Origin of the sequence: Comamonas testosteroni (genome assembly GCF_000761245.1) — a bacterium.
Classification (GTDB): domain Bacteria; phylum Pseudomonadota; class Gammaproteobacteria; order Burkholderiales; family Burkholderiaceae_C; genus Comamonas; species Comamonas testosteroni_C.
The window spans coordinates 30,288-46,491 of the sequence record NZ_AWOR01000021.1 but is presented as its reverse complement, the minus strand read 5'-3'; the positions used below and the strand labels follow the sequence as shown (position 1 = coordinate 46,491).

Genomic DNA, 16,204 nt, shown 5'->3' with positions numbered 1-16,204 from the left:
AGACAGTGCTATCAAATTCTGGGGCATGCTGCGTTGAAGTTCGCGAGGTAGTGTGAGTGTCACAGCCTTCTGGCCAGCCAAGGTGGAAGCGGTGTGAGCGAGTGGACAACTGAGGCTTAGAGGTAAGTGAAAACGATGAAAAACATTTCCACCAAGCTGGTTCCCTGGAGTTTGGCCTTGGCGGCATGGGGTAGTTCCATGGCCTATGCGGCGCAGGATCTGCCGGGAGGCCCTGCCGTCAACCAGCTCAATCTGCATCCACCTGTGACACGCATTGCCGTGGAACAGCACTGGCTGCACTGGATGATGCTCATCATCTGCACGGTGATCTTCATCGCGGTGTTCGGGGTGATGTTCTATTCCATCTGGAAGCACCGCAAATCCCAGGGTGCCAAGGCCGCGAACTTCCATGAATCGGTCAAGGTGGAAGTGGCCTGGACGGTGGCTCCCTTCATCATCGTGATTCTGATGGCGCTGCCCGCCACCAAGGTGCTGGTGGCACAGAAGGACACGACCAATGCCGACCTCACCATCAAGGCCACCGGCTATCAGTGGAAATGGGGTTATGACTATCTGAGCGGCGAGGGCGAAGGCCTGGGCTTTGTTTCCACGCTGGACAACGCCCAGCGCCAGATGTCCAACAGCGGCGATGTGAGCAATGCGCCCAACGACTACCTGCTCAGGGTCGACAACCCGCTGGTCGTGCCCGTGGGCAAGAAGGTGCGCATCATCACCACGGCCAACGATGTGATCCACTCCTTCATGGTGCCGGCCTTTGGCATCAAGCAGGACGCGATTCCCGGCTTTGTGCGCGATACCTGGTTCAAGGCCGAGAAGACCGGCGACTACTACGGCCAGTGTGCCGAGTTGTGCGGCAAGGAGCATGCCTACATGCCCATCCATGTGAAGGTGCTGTCTGCCGAAGCCTACAGCGCCTGGGTGGCCGAAGAAAAGAAGAAGCTGGCTGCCAAGGCCGATGATCCGAACAAGGTCTGGGTGCTGGCCGATCTGGTGGCACGTGGCGAAAAAGTCTATGCCGCCAACTGTGCAGCCTGCCACCAGGCCAATGGCAAGGGAGCCGGGCCCATCAAGCCGCTGGACGGCAGTCCCGTGGTGCTGGGCCCCACGGCCGACATGATGCATGCCGTGCTCGAAGGCCGCGCCAACGGTGCCATGCCGGCCTGGAAGCAATTGAGCGACACCGAACTGGCCGCAGTGGTGACCTTTGCCAAGAACCATTGGAGCAACCAGACCGGCCAGCTGGTTCAGCCCGCCCAGTTCGTGGCTGCGCGTGGCGGCAAGTTTCCGGAAGGCGGCGGCAGTGCTGCACCCGCAGCTCCTGCTGCTGACTCTGCAGCCCCTGCGTCTGCCGCCCCTGCGCAAGGTGCAGCCGCTGCTGCCAGCGACGCCGGCCCTTATCAAGTCTTTTTCGAGACCGGCAAGAGCGTGCTGGATGACAAGGCTCAGGCTGCGGTGAAGAAGGCGGCCGAGTACTGGAGTGCCCACAAGGACGGCAAGATTGCTCTGTCGGGCTTTGTGGACTCCACCGGCAACGCCGACAAGAACGCGGAGCTGGCCAAGGAGCGAGCCAAGGCCGTGGCCAAGCTGCTGGAGGACAGCGGCATTGCCGGTGACCGCATCGAGCTGCGCAAGCCCGAGACCATCACGGCTGCGGCAGGCGCGGACCAGCAGGCACGCCGTGTTGACATCACGGCCGCGAAGTAAGCCCCGGGTATAGAGACCGATTGGAGAAAAGAATATGAGCGCCGTAGTTCCTCCCGTCCACACCCACGAGGGCCATGGTCACGACCATGGGCACGACGACCATCACCACGCCATGCCATCGGGCTGGCGCCGCTGGCTGTTTGCCACCAATCACAAGGACATCGGCACGATGTACCTGCTGTTCTCCTTCACCATGCTGATGGTGGGAGGCATTCTGGCCATGCTGATCCGTGCCGAGCTGTTCGAGCCCGGTCTGCAGATCGTCAACCCCGAGCTGTTCAACCAGCTCACCACCATGCACGGCCTGATCATGGTGTTCGGCGCCATCATGCCGGCCTTCGTGGGCTTCGCGAACTGGATGTTGCCGCTGCAGATCGGCGCGTCCGACATGGCGTTTGCGCGCATGAACAACTTCAGCTTCTGGCTGCTGATTCCTGCGGGCATCATGCTGGTGGGCTCGTTCTTCATGCCCGGTGGTGCGCCGGCGGCCGGCTGGACACTGTATGCGCCGCTGACGCTGCAGATGGGTCCGTCCATGGACACCAGCATCTTCGCCATGCACATCATGGGCGCCAGCTCCATCATGGGTGCGATCAACATCATCGTCACCATTCTGAACATGCGCGCGCCCGGCATGACGCTGATGAAGATGCCGCTGTTTGCCTGGACCTGGCTGATCACCGCCTATCTGCTGATCGCCGTGATGCCGGTGCTGGCCGGTGCCATTACCATGACGCTGACCGATCGCCACTTCGGCACCAGCTTCTTCAACCCTGCAGGCGGCGGCGATCCGGTGATGTACCAGCACATCTTCTGGTTCTTCGGCCACCCCGAGGTCTACATCATGATCTTGCCGGCCTTCGGCATCGTCAGCCAGATCGTGCCCGCCTTCAGCCGCAAGAAGCTGTTCGGCTACACCTCCATGGTCTATGCCGTGGCGGCCATTGCCATCCTGTCCTTCATCGTCTGGGCGCACCACATGTTCACCACGGGCATGCCGGTCACGGGTCAGCTGTTCTTCATGTACGCGACCATGCTGATCTCCGTGCCCACGGCCGTGAAGGTGTTCAACTGGACGGCCACCATGTGGCGCGGCTCCATGAGCTTTGAAACCCCGATGCTGTTCGCCGTGGGCTTCATCTTCGTGTTCACCATGGGCGGCTTCACGGGGCTGATCCTGTCCATGGCGCCCATCGACATCCAGCTGCAGGACACCTATTACGTGGTGGCCCACTTCCACTATGTGCTGGTGGCCGGTTCGCTGTTCTCCATGTTTGCCGGCTATTACTACTGGTCGCCCAAGTGGACGGGCGTGATGTATTCCGAGACGCGCGGCCGCATCCACTTCTGGGGCTCGCTGATCTTCTTCAACATCACCTTCTTCCCCATGCACTTCCTGGGTCTGGCCGGCATGCCGCGTCGCTATGCCGACTACCCCATGCAGTTCGCCGACTTCAACATGATTGCGTCCTTGGGTGGCTTTGGCTTCGGCCTGATGCAGGTGTACTTCTTCGTCTTCGTGGTCTGGCCCGCCATGCGCGGTCACGGCGAAAAAGCGCCGCAAAAGCCCTGGGAAGCGGCCGAAGGTCTGGAATGGGAGGTGCCTTCTCCGGCTCCGTTCCACACCTTCGAGACGCCACCCAAGCTCGATGAAACCGCCACCAAGGTGATCGGCTGAGGAGGCGCGCATGACGACACAGGAGCAACGCAAGGCGAACCTGAGGCTGGGGCTGATCCTTGCCTCCACGGCTGCCGTGTTCTTTATCGGCTTTGTGGTGAAGATGACCTGGCTGCATTGAGGCAGCCCGATGGCAACTGAGTGAAGGAGCTTGAGGTGAGCATAGCCAAGGAAAACGCGAAGATGGTGGGCAAGCTGGCGATCGTTGCCCTGGGCATGTTTGCGTTCGGCTATGTGCTCATCCCCATCTACAAGCATATCTGCGAGCTGACGGGCATCAACATCCTGTCGCTGTCCGAAAAACAGGTGCCCGGCGCGGGCGTGGCGGGCCGTGACGTGAAGCTTCCGCCCAACAGCCAGATCGACACCAGCCGCACCATCACCGTGGAGTTCGATGCCAATGCACGCGGGCCCTGGGACTTCAAGCCGGCCAAGCGCTCGGTGCAGGTGCACCCCGGCGAGCTCGCCACGGTGATGTATGAGTTTCAGAACGTGCAGAACCGCCGCATGGCCGCTCAGGCGATCCCTAGTTACGCACCGCGCCAGGCTACGGCCTTCTTCAACAAGATGGAGTGCTTTTGCTTTTCGCAATACACGTTGGAGCCTGGTGAAAAGCGTGAATGGCCGGTGGCCTTTGTCATCGATCCGCGCATCTCCAAGGACGTGAAGACCATCACGCTGTCCTACACATTCTTCGAGGTGGGAGGCAAGACCCCCGCAGCGCCCGAAGGCAGCACGGCTGCAGTCGTCACTCCAGGAGGCAGCTCATGACGCAGGACGCAAAGAAGACCGGATTCTGGCGCAGCATTGTGGCCGTCGCCTGGGCCATGCTGGGCGTGCGCAAGGGCAAGGAGTACGAAAAGGATTTCGCCAGCATCACGCCGCTGCATGTGATTGCCGTGGGGCTGGTAGCGATTTTTGCCTTGGTATTAGCGTTGATATGGATCGTTAACCTGGTCGTTTAGCCTTGGCTGAAACAGGTGTGGCGAATGCAGTGCAAGTGATAGTGGAGCGTCGGTCAAAACAACGATCAACAGAGTCAGGAGCCGAGTGATGAGTGCAACCCCGCAGGGCGCAACCCCTTACTACTATGTGCCAGCCGAATCCAGCCATCCCGTGATGGCGGCCATCGGTCTGTTCTTTGTGATTCTGGGCGCAGGCACCTGGATCAATGGTCACGAATGGGGAATGTATTCCCTGTTCATCGGTCTGGTCTGGTGGCTGGCCGTGCTGTTCGTCTGGTTCCGCGATGCAGCGCGCGAAAGCGAAGCCGGGCTCAACAGCCGCAAGATCGACCTGTCCTACCGCTGGAGCATGAGCTGGTTCATCTTCTCGGAGGTGATGTTTTTCGGCGCCTTCTTCACCGCGCTGTGGTGGGCGCGCGCGCACTCGGTGCCGGCACTGGGCAGTCTGGCCAACGAGCTGCTGTGGCCCAACTTCCAGGCCGTGTGGCCCAGTGTGGCCCCTGGTGCAACGGCGTCGCCCGCGAATATCGTCGAGCCCTTCAAGACCGTGGGCCCGTTCTGGCTGCCTACCATCAACACGGCGCTGCTGCTGACTTCGGGCGTGACGCTGACCATCGCCCACCATGCGCTGCAGGTCAACAACCGCGCGCGCTGCATCAGCTTCATGTGGATGACGGTGATTCTGGGCTTTGTCTTCCTGTGCGTGCAGGGCTACGAGTACCACCATCTCTACAACGACTACAACCTCAAGCTCAACTCCGGCGTTTTTGGCTCGACCTTCTACATGCTGACGGGCTTTCACGGCTTCCACGTGCTGGTGGGCATGCTGATGCTGTTCTTCATCACCATCCGCCTGATGAAGGGCGACTTTACCGACAAGCACCACTTTGGCTTCGAAGGCGCGGCCTGGTACTGGCACTTTGTGGACGTGGTCTGGGTCTTTCTCTACATCCTCGTGTACTGGATGTAAGACTCTCAAAAATAGAAGCGTCTTACGCAAGGTCAGCATGGATTTCAGCATCAAATAATGCTGAATTCAATGAGTGGCAAGCGCAAGGCGCTTTTTTTTTAGGAGCGCTGAAAAGCGCTGCACCAAACCGGCTATTGCCCGGGCTGCCATCCCGTGGGCTGTATCCAGCCCAGCTTGGCCGCCATCAGAACGCAGAGAAACAATGCAATCGACAAAGCCACGCGCAGGGCCAGGGCGCGAAACATCTTGCGGCTGCGATCGGCATCGTCGGCCTCCGAGCTTTCGCCGCCGTCGCCCCTGCGCATCATGAAGAACAGCGCACTGCCAAGGCTCGCCAAAATGGCGAGAAAGGCGAGAATGATCACGAATTTCATGAACGGATTATCTGGTGCGCATTTCCCGATTTCCAGACCTCTGGCGGTTTCTACTGATTTCTGCGGCGGCCTTGATCTGCGTGGCCGTCACTGCATCGCTGGGCTTTTGGCAACTGGGCCGGGCCGCGCAGAAGCAGGCTGTTTTCGATGCCATCACGCGCCAGCAGGCTCTGCAGCCCTGGCATAACGCCCAGCTGGCCGCCGAAGTGGCTCTGGCGGCAGACTCGGCCGGCGAAGCGCGGAAGGCGCATCTGTTGCATAGACCCGTGCAACTGCAAGGCCAGTGGCTGGCCGAGCAGACCATCTTTCTGGACAACCGCCAGATGCAGGGCCGCGCCGGCTTCTATGTACTCACACCCTTCAGACTGAGCGCTCCTTACGAGCAAACGGTCGTCATCGTGCAGCGTGGCTGGGCGCCGCGCAACTTCATGGACCGCACGGTTTTGCCCGAGGTGCAGACCCCTGCAGGCCTGGTCGGCATCGAGGGCCGACTGGAAGCGCCGCCCTCCAGGCTGATGGAGCTGGAAGCCGCCCATGGCGGGGCAGACCCTGATGAGCAAAAGTCGCGCATCCGACAGAATGCAGACATTGCATTGTGGGCACAGCAAAGCGGCTTGCCGCTGCTGGCCCTGAGCGTGGTGCAAGGCGGCGGCGCCAGCGAAGGTCTGCTGCGCGACTGGCCGCAGATCAATGCCGGGGTGCAAAAGCACTACGGCTATGCTTTTCAGTGGTTCGGACTCAGTGTCCTGGTAGTGTTGCTCTATGTCTGGTTTCAACTCGTCCGACGCTTTTACCCCCGCCGCCGCGCCGCGCAGCCACGGTGATGAACCGCTGAGCTTTGCGGTCCACAGCCTGCCCGATCCCGCACAAAGCCGCACACAGCAGGCGCTGCTGGCGCACAGCGGTCGCTGGAAGATGCTGGCCGTGCTGCTGGTCTGTGCGGCGCCGGTGCTGGCCTCCTACTTCACCTACTACGTGTTGCGTCCCTCGCAGCAGCGCAGCTATGGCGAGCTGATTGCCGAGCAGCCCGGCCTGCCCGATGTGCAGGCGCAGACGCTGGACGGGCGCAGCGTGAATCTGAAAAGCCTCAAGGGCCAGTGGCTGCTGCTGAGCACCAGTGCCGGGGACTGCGGGCAGCGCTGTCAGGACCATCTCTACCTGCAGCGCCAGCTGCGTGAAACCCTGGGCCGTGAAAAGGACCGGCTGGACTGGGTCTGGCTCATCAACGACCAGCAGCCCGTGCCGGAAAAAATCCTGCCTGCTGCCGAGCAAGCCATAACGGTACGTGTGCCCGCTGCAGTCATCGGCAACTGGCTCAAGCCCGAGGTCGGGCATGCACTGGACGAGCATCTGTATGTGGTCGATCCGCAGGGACACTGGATGATGCGCTTTCCTGCAAGCATGGACAAAGCAACGGCCGGCAAGGCCAAGCGCGATCTGGAGCGGTTGCTGCGCGCCTCTGCCTCATGGGACGAGGCCGGGCGAGCTACGGCCGATGCAGCAAAGAAATAGGTGTTGAAGTCGGCTTTAGCCTGATTTCTCAAAGCACTACCAGCCATCTGATTCATCGTCAGCCAGGAGGGCGCATGCAGGCAGATATCTCGGATTTGAAAGACGCTGTTTCGGCAGCAGGAGCGGCTGCTTCGCGCTGGGAACAGTACCACGCGCTGACCAAGCCCAAGGTGGTGCAGCTCATCGTCTTCTGCGCCTTCATCGGCATGGTGCTGGCCGTGCCGGGCGTTCCCGGCTGGCAGGATTGGGGACGCATGCTGGCGGCCTGTGCCGGCATCTGGCTGGTTGCGGCAGCGGCAGCGGCGTTCAACTGCCTGGTCGAGCGCAGCATCGATGCACGCATGAAGCGCACGGCCTGGCGGCCCACGGCGCGCGGCGAGCTCTCGCATTCCCAGGCCTTGCTGTTTTCGGCCTTGCTGTGCGCAGCAGGTGCCGCCATCTTGCTGCTGGCCGTGAATGCTCTGACGCTGTGGCTGACGCTGGCCACCTTCATTGGTTACGCAGTGATTTATACCCTGGTGCTCAAGCCATTGACGCCGCAGAACATCGTCATCGGCGGGGCATCGGGTGCCATGCCGCCCGTGCTGGGCTGGGCCGCGATGACGGGACAGGTGGGGCATGAAGCCCTGCTGCTTTTTCTCATCATCTTTCTCTGGACGCCACCGCATTTCTGGGCGCTGGCGCTGTACCGTGTCGAGGACTACCGCCGCGCCGGCCTGCCCATGCTGCCGGTCACGCATGGCAATGCCTTCACGCGACTGCAGGTGTTTCTCTATACCCTGGTGCTGTTTGCCGGCTGTCTGCTGCCTTTTGTGGTGGGAATGAGCGGCTATGTCTACCTTTTTGCCGCAGTGATTCTGGGGTTGGGCTTTTGCGGTTATGGTTGGGCACTGCTGCGCAACTACTCGGATGCGCTGGCACGCAAGACCTTCCGCTTTTCCCTGATCCATCTGAGCCTGCTGTTTGCCGCGCTGCTGGTGGATCATTACCTAGCCTGACCGATCATGGATAAACGAGCTGTGCTGCGCGTACTCGGCGCTTTAGGCGCTGCAACACTGGCCGGTGCGGCCACATTGACATTGACTGGCTGCAAGGACGATAGCAAGCCCAAGTTTCAGGGCGTGGATGTGACGGGCGCAGACTACGCCAAGGACATTCCGCTCACCGATGTCCACGGAAAAAAGCGCAGTCTCAAGGACTTCTCGGGCAAGGTGGTGGCCGTGTTCTTCGGCTACACCCAGTGCCCCGATGTCTGCCCCACCACGCTGCAGGAGTTGCTTGAAGTCAAGCAGGCCTTGGGAGCCGATGGCGACAAGCTGCAGGCCGTGTTTGTGTCGCTGGACCCCGAGCGTGATACGCCTGAGGTACTCAAGGCCTATCTGGCCAACTTCGACGAGAGCTTTGTGGGGCTCAGCGGTACGGCCGACGAGATTGCTGCCTTGGCCAAGGATTTCAAGATTTTCTTCAAGAAGGTGCCAGGCAAGGTCGAAGGAACTTACACACTCGATCATTCGGCCGGTACCTATCTTTTCGATCCCCAGGGCCGGTTGCGCGTGTACGAGCGCTACGGCGCGGGGCCGCAGTTGCTGACTCAGGACGTGAAGGCACTGCTGGGCTGAAGCGGTTGCGACCAGCAGTATTGGTCTCGGGTTCTGAAATTTATGGTTACATGTTGGTGTTTGATGTAGCGCAATGAGAGCGTGCAATGTCGCGCGCATAGTGAGCGACTTCAAACACTTGGCAAGGCTCAATCCAGCTTCCTAGAGTTGGGCATGCAGGCCGTTGATGCAGCATAGGGAGTGGCTGCACGCAGGGACGCCAGAGTGGATATCTGGAGTCTGTGTATGGCCGAGTGCCCTTTTTCTTCAATGCTCAAACCGGTGTCTGAATCAGCGCTGGCGGACTGCCAGCGTCGGTTGCGACTGGCCATGTCGGCCTGGCAGGAGGGCGTGAGTCTTTCTGCCATGCTGAGCCGGCGTGAGCAGCAGGCGCTGGATGCCGCTCCGGACGGCATTTTGCTCGTGGACCGCAACGGGAACATCGTGACGGCCAATGCCGCCATGCAGGCCATTTCAGGCTACGGGCGAAGCGAGCTCGAAGGGCAGGCGCTGGACATGCTGCTGCCGCCCGAGTTTCAGGCCGGGCATGGCCATTACCTGCGCAGCTACTTTGCCCAGCCATCGCGCCGGCCCATGGGGCTTGGCGGCGTGCTGTGGCTGCAGCGCAAGCAGGGCAATGCCGTGCCGGTGGACATTGCTCTTGGCTATTTTGGCGATGACGACAAAGGTCTGGCCATAGCCTTTGTGCGCGATGTGACGGAGCTGCATCAGATGCAGCAGCGCCTGAAGTTCCAGGCCACCAAGGACACCTTGACCGGCCTCAATAATCGCTGGCAATTCGGCCAGGAGTTGCAGGAGCAGCTCAAGCTGGCGCAGGCCGACGGCGAAGCACTGGCCCTGCTGCAACTTGATCTGGACAACTTCAAGGCCATCAATGACGGCTACGGCCATGCGGCAGGCGATCAACTGCTGCGGGAGGTCGCCAGGCGGCTGAAGTCCCAGCTGCGCAGCGAGGGCGTGCTGGCACGCCTGGGTGGCGACGAATTCATGGTGCTGCTGGTGGGTGAGAATGCGGCCCGAGCCCGCTTCTGGAGCGAGCAGATACTGGCTGCGCTCTCCATCCCCTTCAAGCATGACGGGCTGGCGCTGGATTTTGGTGCCAGCGTGGGCATTGCCTTTTATCCCGACGATGCGCAGACGGGTGACGACCTGATGCGTTTCGCCGATATGGCCATGTACAGCGCCAAGGGCCAGGGGCGCGGCCATGCGGTGTTTTTCGAACCCGCCATGGGCAAGGAAATGGCCGAACGCGTGCAACTGGCCGAGCGCTTGCGCATGGCGCTCAGCTATGGTGGCTTGCAACTGCACTACCAGCCTCAGGTCAAGGTCGAGAGCGCCGCAGTGGTGGCTGTGGAGGCCTTGCTGCGCTGGCATGATCCCTTGCTGGGCAATGTCAGTCCGGCGCGCTTTATTCCGGTGGCCGAGGCCTCGGGCCAGATCGTGGCTCTGGGCAACTATGTGCTCGACGCAGCCTGCAAGCAGATCGCTTTGTGGCTCAAGGCCGGTACGCCGCTGCGGGTTGCGGTCAATCTTTCTGCCTATCAACTGCGGCAGGTGAATCTGGTCGAGCAAGTCAGCAGCTGTCTGCAGCGCTATCAGGTACCGCCGCAATGGCTGGAGCTGGAGGTGACCGAATCCCAGGCCATGATCAATCCCGCTCAGGGCAGCGAAGTGCTGCAGGGGCTGGCGCAGCTGGGAGTGACGATTGCGCTGGATGATTTCGGCACCGGCCATTCGTCATTAGCCTATCTTCAATATCTGCCGCTGCAGCGCGTCAAGCTGGGGCGGGAGTTTCTGTTTCCATCGCCTTGTCGGGACAGGCTGATGGGCGGCATTGTGCATATGGCCCATGCGCTGGATCTGGAGGTGGTGGCCGAAGGTGTCGAAGAGCTCGATCAGCTGCAGCTTCTGCGCGACATCGGCTGCGAGTTTTTCCAGGGCTGGCTGCATTCGCGTGCCATGCCCGCCGAGCAGGTACGGGACTGGCTGGCAGTGGCTTGATGATATTGACTGACGGGATTAGCGTGGCTGCTGCTTCCAGTCAGGCTCGGGAAAATGCTCGTTGGATGCGGTGACGATCAGGTCCAGCACCGGTTTGCCATCCTCGCCGAAGCGCACTCCGGGGCCCCAACGCGCCTGTTGGCGCTGGCCCGAGAACCAGAACAGCTTGCGCTCCCAGCTGCAGGGCTTGGGCGGCTTGCGGTTGGCCTGAATCAGGTGCTCCTGTATGCGTTGCAGGCCTGCTGTGAGACGCCACGGAGCCAGTTGCAGAAGAGCATCTCGCAGCTCTTGCACCCAGGGCTCTGGCGCGGGCGAGAAGCGCTGGAATGACTGACCTGCGGCAAGTCTTCGCACGCGTTCGTGAAGCTCGATGCCATACAGTGCGCAGGCCTCGCTGACCTTGCCTTGTGCCATCAGATTGCGTGCCTTGCGCTCCAGAGCCAATTCCTTGGGGGGCTCTGCTGGCGACCACAGCCAGCGGGCATCGCTCCATTGATGGCGACAGTTGTAGAGAAACTCGGACGACACAAGCAATTGCCATCCCGGCATCTTTGACCGCATGACCGATCGAACCATCAGGCAGGGCTGGCGCTTGCGTGTGGCTGGGCCATAGGCCGCGAGTATGGCGGTGGTGCGCGCTGCAGGTCGTCCGCGATCATCGCGTGGCCAGGATTGAAGCAGGCGCATGAGGTCGACAGCGGCCACATCGGCCTTGAGCCGTTCAAGCGCCTGCTGAGCATCCGCGAGCTTGTCCAGCAGGCCGAGGTTCAGGTCCTGATCTATCGAAGGGACGCAGGCTTCAGTCTCATCGGTAGATGGACTGCAAGCCATGGCCTGGATGGTGACTTGTTCCGGTGCTGCACCAGGCGCTGTACGCCATTCATGCAGCAGCTGTGCAAAGCGCCCGGGGTTGCAGCTGACTTCATGGTGTATGACTTCACCGGCCGCATTGCGCAGCGTGATCCAGGCATGAAGCCGATGCTCCGCACCCAACTGCATGGCCTCCTCATACCTGGTGGCCGAGAAAGCGCCGTTGCCACCGTGGTGCACAAAGAATTCAACATCCATGCAGCCGGCTGCCTCGCTGCTGGTAATGCGTGTTCTGGCTGCGTCCTTGTGTTCGGCCTGGCAATCGGGCAGCTGCAGCCATTGCTGCGAAATCTGGGCAATGAAGTCTTGCATGAAGAAAATGGAAAAACGCCGGAGCTGCGTCAGTCGTCAAAAAGCCCGATGTAGCTCAGTCCGTTGTAGAGCTTGTCCGGATCGGTGATCGGCTCGGTGGGGTCGGCATAGACAAACATGGCGTTGGCTGTGTGAATGCCCTGAGTTTCACAGGCCTGCACGATGAGCGCGAGCGATGTGTCGGAGTCCAGAGTGCTGTGGCTCACCAAGGCAGAGACAGGGACAGGCTCGGGCAGCCAGATCATCAGCAGCAGGTCTTCGTCGAACAGGAATTGCCTGCCCAGATCCTGGCAGAAGCCGCAGCCCGTGACATCTTGCTTGCTGCTTTCAATGTCTTCGACTTCCAGCTCCCAGTAACTGTCTGCATGTTCAAAGTGGCGGGCAAATTCCGGCTCGCCCAATGGCGTATTTCCTATCCAGAAATGCAGTGCAGAAAAAGGCGCAGGCGGTGGTGTCGGACCCAGCTCCTCGACCCAGTCGAACAAGGTTCCGGGCTTGAGATGGTGGCGCTTTTCCAGCTCCGGAAACCCGCCACCGGGTGTGCGATTGAGCGCTGCGTCCACCAGGGCTTTGCGAAATGCCAGCGAATAGGTCTTGCCGGATTTATTGTCAGACTTCATTGGGCGGCTCCGTAGTGCATGACCACGAGCTTGTTCAAAGGCTCCGGGTAGTCCCAGAAGGCTTCTTCCAGTTCCTGCAACTGCTCATGTTCGGCGTCCGTCAGCAGCGCAGGCAGATCGGAGAAGTCCACATTTTCTGGCATGTCTTCAAAGCGCCTGAGCACCGCAAACATGTCTTGCAGACATTGCTGCGTGACGGGAGCGCCTATGGCCTGCAGAGCCTGCAGTGTGAGCTGATGGTTCTCCACTCCCCAGTTGCCCAGAAACTGCAGAAAGCCGCCGTTGTTGATGTCGGCTTCCATGCGCCACAGAGCCACCAGCTCATGCTGGATCGGGGATATGCGGGTGACGTCCCATTGGACGGCGTGCAGCGCGCCCATGGCCTGACGGTAGAGGCTGTCCTGATCCAGGTCCCAGACGCTGACCATGCCCGCAGGAGAGGGCTGCCACAGCGCCGGCCAGTTCAGACCGTGATCCTCGTCGCTCAGAACCCAGTGCAGTCTTTGCTCGGGTGTGGCTTTTTCGAGGCGGATATGCCGCTTGATGGGCTCGGCCAGTTCACGTCCGTCCGCGAGTGCCAGCCAGATGGTCTGCTCGTCGATGCGAACGCCTGTGATGCGGTTGCTGTGTGGGTCCATGGCTCAGCCTTGCACTGCGGTCTGATCCATCACCGTACCGGCGGCTTTGTGCATCTTGGCCAGCTCGCGCGCCGGAATCGGCAGCTCGCCATTGGCCATGCGCATCAGCAGCGAGTGCAGCATCTCGGTGGACAGGCCGTGCAGCACCAGCCGGTAGGCTGCATACAAGGTGGACAGCGGCACCATGGGATGCTTGTTGTTGAGCAGCACCAGATGCTCTGGCGAGGCCAGAATCTTGGCGCAGTAGATGGCAACGGTTTCGTCGAGCTGCAGCGAGTTGCTGGCGCGCCAGAAGTCGTTGTCGGTCAGCAGCAGCTGGTAGATGGGCGTGTACAGCTCGATGGCGCTTTGCAGGTCGATGACGTTGAAGCGCCCGCGCGGCATGTCTTCGAGCCTGAGATCGGGCTCGCGGATCATGGAGAAGTCGGGCTCGGCCACGGGCACCAGTTCCTGCCCGTTCTCACGCAGTGCCTTGTTCAGGCGAATCACGAAGTTGAAGAGGTTGAGGTCGTGCTTGAGAAACAGCTCGTCCTTCACATCGTCGATTTCCATGGGCATCAATGGCGCGGTGCTGACCTTGGTCGGGGCGTTGGCGGCGACGAAGGCCAGTACCTGGGAGCCCAGATGAAAGTGGCGCATGATGAGCCAGTTGGCCTCTGGCGAGAGAAACTTCTTCATGCCGAAGGCCAGCAGGCGGTGAAGCAGCATGGAGTGCGACCAGCGCTTGGGCAGAAAGATCTTCAGCGCCTGAATGATGATCATGGACAGCCGCGCCAGCGGCCGCATGGCCGGCAGAAAGAACTGGCGCGAGCTGCTGCTGCAGTCGCGCAGCCAGGCGGCCTTGACGTCATCTGGCAAAGGCGTGCTCTGGTCGAGGTAGAGCGCCAGCCAGGGGCTGGGGTCGCGCTCGTCCCAGACATGGTCGTTGAACTCGTTCTTCATGAATCCTCCCGGTGCTTCTTGCTGTTTCTGGTTATCGCTCGGCCAGCACATGTTGGAACTGCATCAGGTACATGGCGGCCGTGTTGCGTGCGGTCTGCAGGATGGCCTGCTGGGCCGTGCCTTCACTGTCCAGCTCCAGCGCCATCTGCACGGCCAGCAGCCATCGCTCCAGGTGGTTCTCGTCATTGGCGCCGTGGTACTCGAGAAAGCGGAAGGCATCGGGCGGCAGCGACAGGCTCTGGCGCAGCAGGGGCAGCAGGCTGGGAACGATGCGCTGACCCGTGCCTTCGATGATGTAGATGGCGCCCAGCAGGCCGATCGGGTTGGGCGTGGCAGCCACGCTGTGCAGATAGGCATTGAGCGCTTCGCCGCCAGGGTTGCGGCGCAAGCGGTTGATATCTGTCTCGGTGCCGCCAGCCTTCAGATAGTCGCTGTGCAGAATCTTGAAGTCGTTCTGCTCCTCGCCTGCATGCAGGTCGATCAGTGAGGCGAGCGTGGCATAGTCACCGGTCAGCGAGGCCGCGCCTTCGCGCATCCACAGACTGCCTTCGCGCACCTGGGGAATCCAGTGGCTCATCCAGCGCAGATAGTCGGTGATCTGCAACTGGCGCGTGCGCATGCGCTGGAGCAGGGGCGTGCGCCAGACATTGCTGCGGTAGTCCTGCCAGATGCTGGCCAGCTCGGTCAGCAGTGGTGCCAGCTGCGATGGCGCAGCGGCCGGGTCATGGGGTGCGGCGATGGTGGATACATCGGGAAGAGCATCATTCGGCAGCGCCGCTGACTGTGCCGATTTCCGAGGGAAATTGGCCTCTGGCGCATGCTCGGTATTCGCATCCAGCTCTACTTCCCATAGCATGTAGCCTGCGGTAAAGCGGCCCGACTCGGGGATGAAGCAAAGCACGGTGTCGCCGGCTTTGAGGCTCTGGCCCTGCTTTTGCAGAAACTCCGACAGCATGATGAAGATGGAAGCTGCACCCGTGTTGCCGCGCCATGCCAGATTGCTCCACCAGCGCTCGCGCGGAATGCTGAGATGGGCCTTGTCCAGCAGTTCGTCGACAACGGGGATGAAACGCTCCGACGAGTAGTGGCAGAGAAAGTGGTCTATGCCGCGTGCGGGCACCCAGCCCTGGTGGGCCAGGGCTGCATATTCGTGAATGCAGACATCGAACAGATGCGGAAGCAGGCGAATGTCCTGGCGCAGTGCCAGAGCGCCGGCGGCCTCGGCATCGCTCCAGGCAGGGAAGTCCAGATGGCTTTTGCCGCGATCGGCCGTCATGCCCAGTTGCATGCACACGGGGTAGTCGCCGGCAAAGCTGCGCTGGTGCGTCCACTTGAGCTTGAGGCGCAGTCCGTTGGCCTGAGGCAGGGCCTTGGGGCCGCCCAGCAGCACGGCGCCCGCGCCGTCGGACAGCATCCAGCGCAGAAAGTGGGCATCAAAGTCAGTGTCATAGCCTTGGGCCGCAAAGCGCGAACGCTTGAAAAGGCGCGAGGGCATTTCGCTGGCCACCGACAGGGCCAGCGCATGAGCGCCGCTTTCCACGGCCATGGCAGCGGCCTGCATGGCACCCACACTGGCGGCGCAGACCCCATGCACGGACAGCGTTTCCATGGGCGGAGCGGCCATCTCTCCCTGAATCATGCTGGCAAAGCCGGGCATCAGCGCGTCCCCCCCCGAGGAGCCGCTGGACAGAAAGCCGATATCGGAGAGCTTTTTGCCGGCCAGGGCCAGGGTCTCCTCGATCGCGCCGGCCGCCATGCGGGCGTTGCTGAAGACGGTCTGGCCTTCGCCATCGATGGCGTAGTGCCGGGTCTGGATCCCGTTTTCGGCCAGGATGCGGCGCTTGATGCGCTCGGAGATGCGGTTCAGCGGTGCTACAAACGCATCCATGCCAGCGTTGTCCACCGGGGCGCCGGGCAGAAACATGCCGGCAGATTGCAGATAGACGTTCGAATAGGCAACAGGCATAGATCCTCAACA

At 61.3% G+C, this 16,204-nt stretch carries 17 protein-coding genes; 11 read left to right on the top strand and 6 right to left on the bottom strand.

Annotation, left to right across the window (positions count from 1 at the left end; all coding sequences use genetic code 11):
- Positions 1-135: 135 nt before the first annotated feature.
- From coxB to P353_RS05070, 6 genes are all read left to right on the top strand, one after another.
- A complete protein-coding gene (gene coxB / locus P353_RS05090) occupies positions 136-1,725 on the top strand; it encodes a cytochrome c oxidase subunit II (RefSeq protein ID WP_034366219.1) in 1,590 nt (529 codons plus the stop codon).
- A gap of 34 nt (positions 1,726-1,759) precedes the next feature.
- Positions 1,760-3,403, top strand: a complete 1,644-nt coding sequence (gene ctaD, locus P353_RS05085) for a cytochrome c oxidase subunit I (RefSeq protein ID WP_034366217.1) — start codon at positions 1,760-1,762, stop codon at positions 3,401-3,403.
- A gap of 10 nt (positions 3,404-3,413) precedes the next feature.
- The gene (locus P353_RS29810) at positions 3,414-3,524 is read left to right on the top strand and encodes a cytochrome oxidase small assembly protein (RefSeq protein ID WP_232776264.1); all 111 of its coding nucleotides are present in this window, start codon (positions 3,414-3,416) and stop codon (positions 3,522-3,524) included.
- A 35-nt stretch (positions 3,525-3,559) separates the two neighbouring features.
- Positions 3,560-4,174, top strand: coding sequence for a cytochrome c oxidase assembly protein (locus tag P353_RS05080; RefSeq protein ID WP_003075489.1), 615 nt, complete (start codon positions 3,560-3,562; stop codon positions 4,172-4,174).
- Positions 4,171-4,368 carry a DUF2970 domain-containing protein gene (locus P353_RS05075; protein ID WP_003051791.1) on the top strand — a complete coding sequence of 66 codons (198 nt, stop codon included), beginning with the start codon at positions 4,171-4,173 and terminating at the stop codon, positions 4,366-4,368. Before P353_RS05080 ends, P353_RS05075 begins: the two co-directional genes overlap by 4 nt.
- Positions 4,369-4,456: 88 nt before the next feature.
- Entirely contained in the window at positions 4,457-5,338 is an 882-nt protein-coding gene (locus tag P353_RS05070) for a cytochrome c oxidase subunit 3 (protein ID WP_034366212.1), read from the top strand.
- A 131-nt stretch (positions 5,339-5,469) separates the two neighbouring features.
- Here P353_RS05070 and P353_RS05065 read toward each other — a convergent pair whose 3' ends face one another.
- Positions 5,470-5,712 (bottom strand): twin transmembrane helix small protein, encoded by a 243-nt coding sequence (locus P353_RS05065; RefSeq protein WP_034366209.1) that lies wholly within the window; start codon positions 5,710-5,712, stop codon positions 5,470-5,472.
- A 14-nt stretch (positions 5,713-5,726) separates the two neighbouring features.
- Here P353_RS05065 and P353_RS05060 point away from each other — a divergent pair, with 14 nt between their 5' ends.
- From P353_RS05060 to P353_RS05040, 5 genes are all read left to right on the top strand, one after another.
- Positions 5,727-6,536 carry an SURF1 family protein gene (locus tag P353_RS05060; protein ID WP_034366207.1) on the top strand — a complete coding sequence of 270 codons (810 nt, stop codon included), beginning with the start codon at positions 5,727-5,729 and terminating at the stop codon, positions 6,534-6,536.
- Complete coding sequence (locus P353_RS05055) at positions 6,475-7,224, top strand: hypothetical protein (protein ID WP_034366204.1); 750 nt, start codon at positions 6,475-6,477, stop codon at positions 7,222-7,224. Before P353_RS05060 ends, P353_RS05055 begins: the two co-directional genes overlap by 62 nt.
- Before the next feature lie 74 nt (positions 7,225-7,298).
- A complete protein-coding gene (gene cyoE / locus P353_RS05050) occupies positions 7,299-8,222 on the top strand; it encodes a heme o synthase (RefSeq protein ID WP_034366201.1) in 924 nt (307 codons plus the stop codon).
- A 6-nt stretch (positions 8,223-8,228) separates the two neighbouring features.
- Positions 8,229-8,843, top strand: coding sequence for an SCO family protein (locus P353_RS05045; protein WP_034366198.1), 615 nt, complete (start codon positions 8,229-8,231; stop codon positions 8,841-8,843).
- A 225-nt stretch (positions 8,844-9,068) separates the two neighbouring features.
- Positions 9,069-10,844, top strand: coding sequence for a putative bifunctional diguanylate cyclase/phosphodiesterase (locus P353_RS05040; protein WP_034366196.1), 1,776 nt, complete (start codon positions 9,069-9,071; stop codon positions 10,842-10,844).
- A gap of 18 nt (positions 10,845-10,862) precedes the next feature.
- On the opposite strand, the gene P353_RS05035 is transcribed toward P353_RS05040, so the two are convergent.
- From P353_RS05035 to P353_RS05015, 5 genes are read right to left on the bottom strand one after another with little or no spacing between them, the layout of a single operon-like run.
- Positions 10,863-12,026 (bottom strand): hypothetical protein, encoded by a 1,164-nt coding sequence (locus P353_RS05035; RefSeq protein ID WP_034366192.1) that lies wholly within the window; start codon positions 12,024-12,026, stop codon positions 10,863-10,865.
- A gap of 29 nt (positions 12,027-12,055) precedes the next feature.
- Positions 12,056-12,646 carry an immunity 22 family protein gene (locus P353_RS05030; RefSeq protein WP_034366190.1) on the bottom strand — a complete coding sequence of 197 codons (591 nt, stop codon included), beginning with the start codon at positions 12,644-12,646 and terminating at the stop codon, positions 12,056-12,058.
- The gene (locus tag P353_RS05025; protein ID WP_034366188.1) at positions 12,643-13,284 is read right to left on the bottom strand and encodes a DMP19 family protein; all 642 of its coding nucleotides are present in this window, start codon (positions 13,282-13,284) and stop codon (positions 12,643-12,645) included. Before P353_RS05025 ends, P353_RS05030 begins: the two co-directional genes overlap by 4 nt.
- 3 nt (positions 13,285-13,287) lie before the next feature.
- Positions 13,288-14,226 carry a DUF6999 family protein gene (locus tag P353_RS05020; protein WP_034366185.1) on the bottom strand — a complete coding sequence of 313 codons (939 nt, stop codon included), beginning with the start codon at positions 14,224-14,226 and terminating at the stop codon, positions 13,288-13,290.
- Between the two features lie 31 nt (positions 14,227-14,257).
- A complete protein-coding gene (locus P353_RS05015) occupies positions 14,258-16,192 on the bottom strand; it encodes a StlD/DarB family beta-ketosynthase (RefSeq protein ID WP_034366182.1) in 1,935 nt (644 codons plus the stop codon).
- Positions 16,193-16,204 lie beyond the last annotated feature (12 nt).

What these genes read in the sequence shown, in the direction of transcription:
- coxB (WP_034366219.1), top strand. Translation starts at nt 136, where the DNA reads ATGAAAAACATTTCCACCAAGCTGGTTCCCTGGAGTTTGGCCTTGGCG.
- ctaD (WP_034366217.1), top strand. Translation starts at nt 1,760, where the DNA reads ATGAGCGCCGTAGTTCCTCCCGTCCACACCCACGAGGGCCATGGTCAC.
- P353_RS29810 (WP_232776264.1), top strand. Translation starts at nt 3,414, where the DNA reads ATGACGACACAGGAGCAACGCAAGGCGAACCTGAGGCTGGGGCTGATC.
- P353_RS05075 (WP_003051791.1), top strand. Translation starts at nt 4,171, where the DNA reads ATGACGCAGGACGCAAAGAAGACCGGATTCTGGCGCAGCATTGTGGCC.
- P353_RS05070 (WP_034366212.1), top strand. Translation starts at nt 4,457, where the DNA reads ATGAGTGCAACCCCGCAGGGCGCAACCCCTTACTACTATGTGCCAGCC.
- P353_RS05065 (WP_034366209.1), bottom strand. Translation starts at nt 5,712, where the DNA reads ATGAAATTCGTGATCATTCTCGCCTTTCTCGCCATTTTGGCGAGCCTT.
- P353_RS05055 (WP_034366204.1), top strand. Translation starts at nt 6,475, where the DNA reads ATGTCTGGTTTCAACTCGTCCGACGCTTTTACCCCCGCCGCCGCGCCG.
- cyoE (WP_034366201.1), top strand. Translation starts at nt 7,299, where the DNA reads ATGCAGGCAGATATCTCGGATTTGAAAGACGCTGTTTCGGCAGCAGGA.
- P353_RS05045 (WP_034366198.1), top strand. Translation starts at nt 8,229, where the DNA reads ATGGATAAACGAGCTGTGCTGCGCGTACTCGGCGCTTTAGGCGCTGCA.
- P353_RS05040 (WP_034366196.1), top strand. Translation starts at nt 9,069, where the DNA reads ATGGCCGAGTGCCCTTTTTCTTCAATGCTCAAACCGGTGTCTGAATCA.
- P353_RS05035 (WP_034366192.1), bottom strand. Translation starts at nt 12,026, where the DNA reads ATGCAAGACTTCATTGCCCAGATTTCGCAGCAATGGCTGCAGCTGCCC.
- P353_RS05030 (WP_034366190.1), bottom strand. Translation starts at nt 12,646, where the DNA reads ATGAAGTCTGACAATAAATCCGGCAAGACCTATTCGCTGGCATTTCGC.
- P353_RS05025 (WP_034366188.1), bottom strand. Translation starts at nt 13,284, where the DNA reads ATGGACCCACACAGCAACCGCATCACAGGCGTTCGCATCGACGAGCAG.
- P353_RS05020 (WP_034366185.1), bottom strand. Translation starts at nt 14,226, where the DNA reads ATGAAGAACGAGTTCAACGACCATGTCTGGGACGAGCGCGACCCCAGC.
- P353_RS05015 (WP_034366182.1), bottom strand. Translation starts at nt 16,192, where the DNA reads ATGCCTGTTGCCTATTCGAACGTCTATCTGCAATCTGCCGGCATGTTT.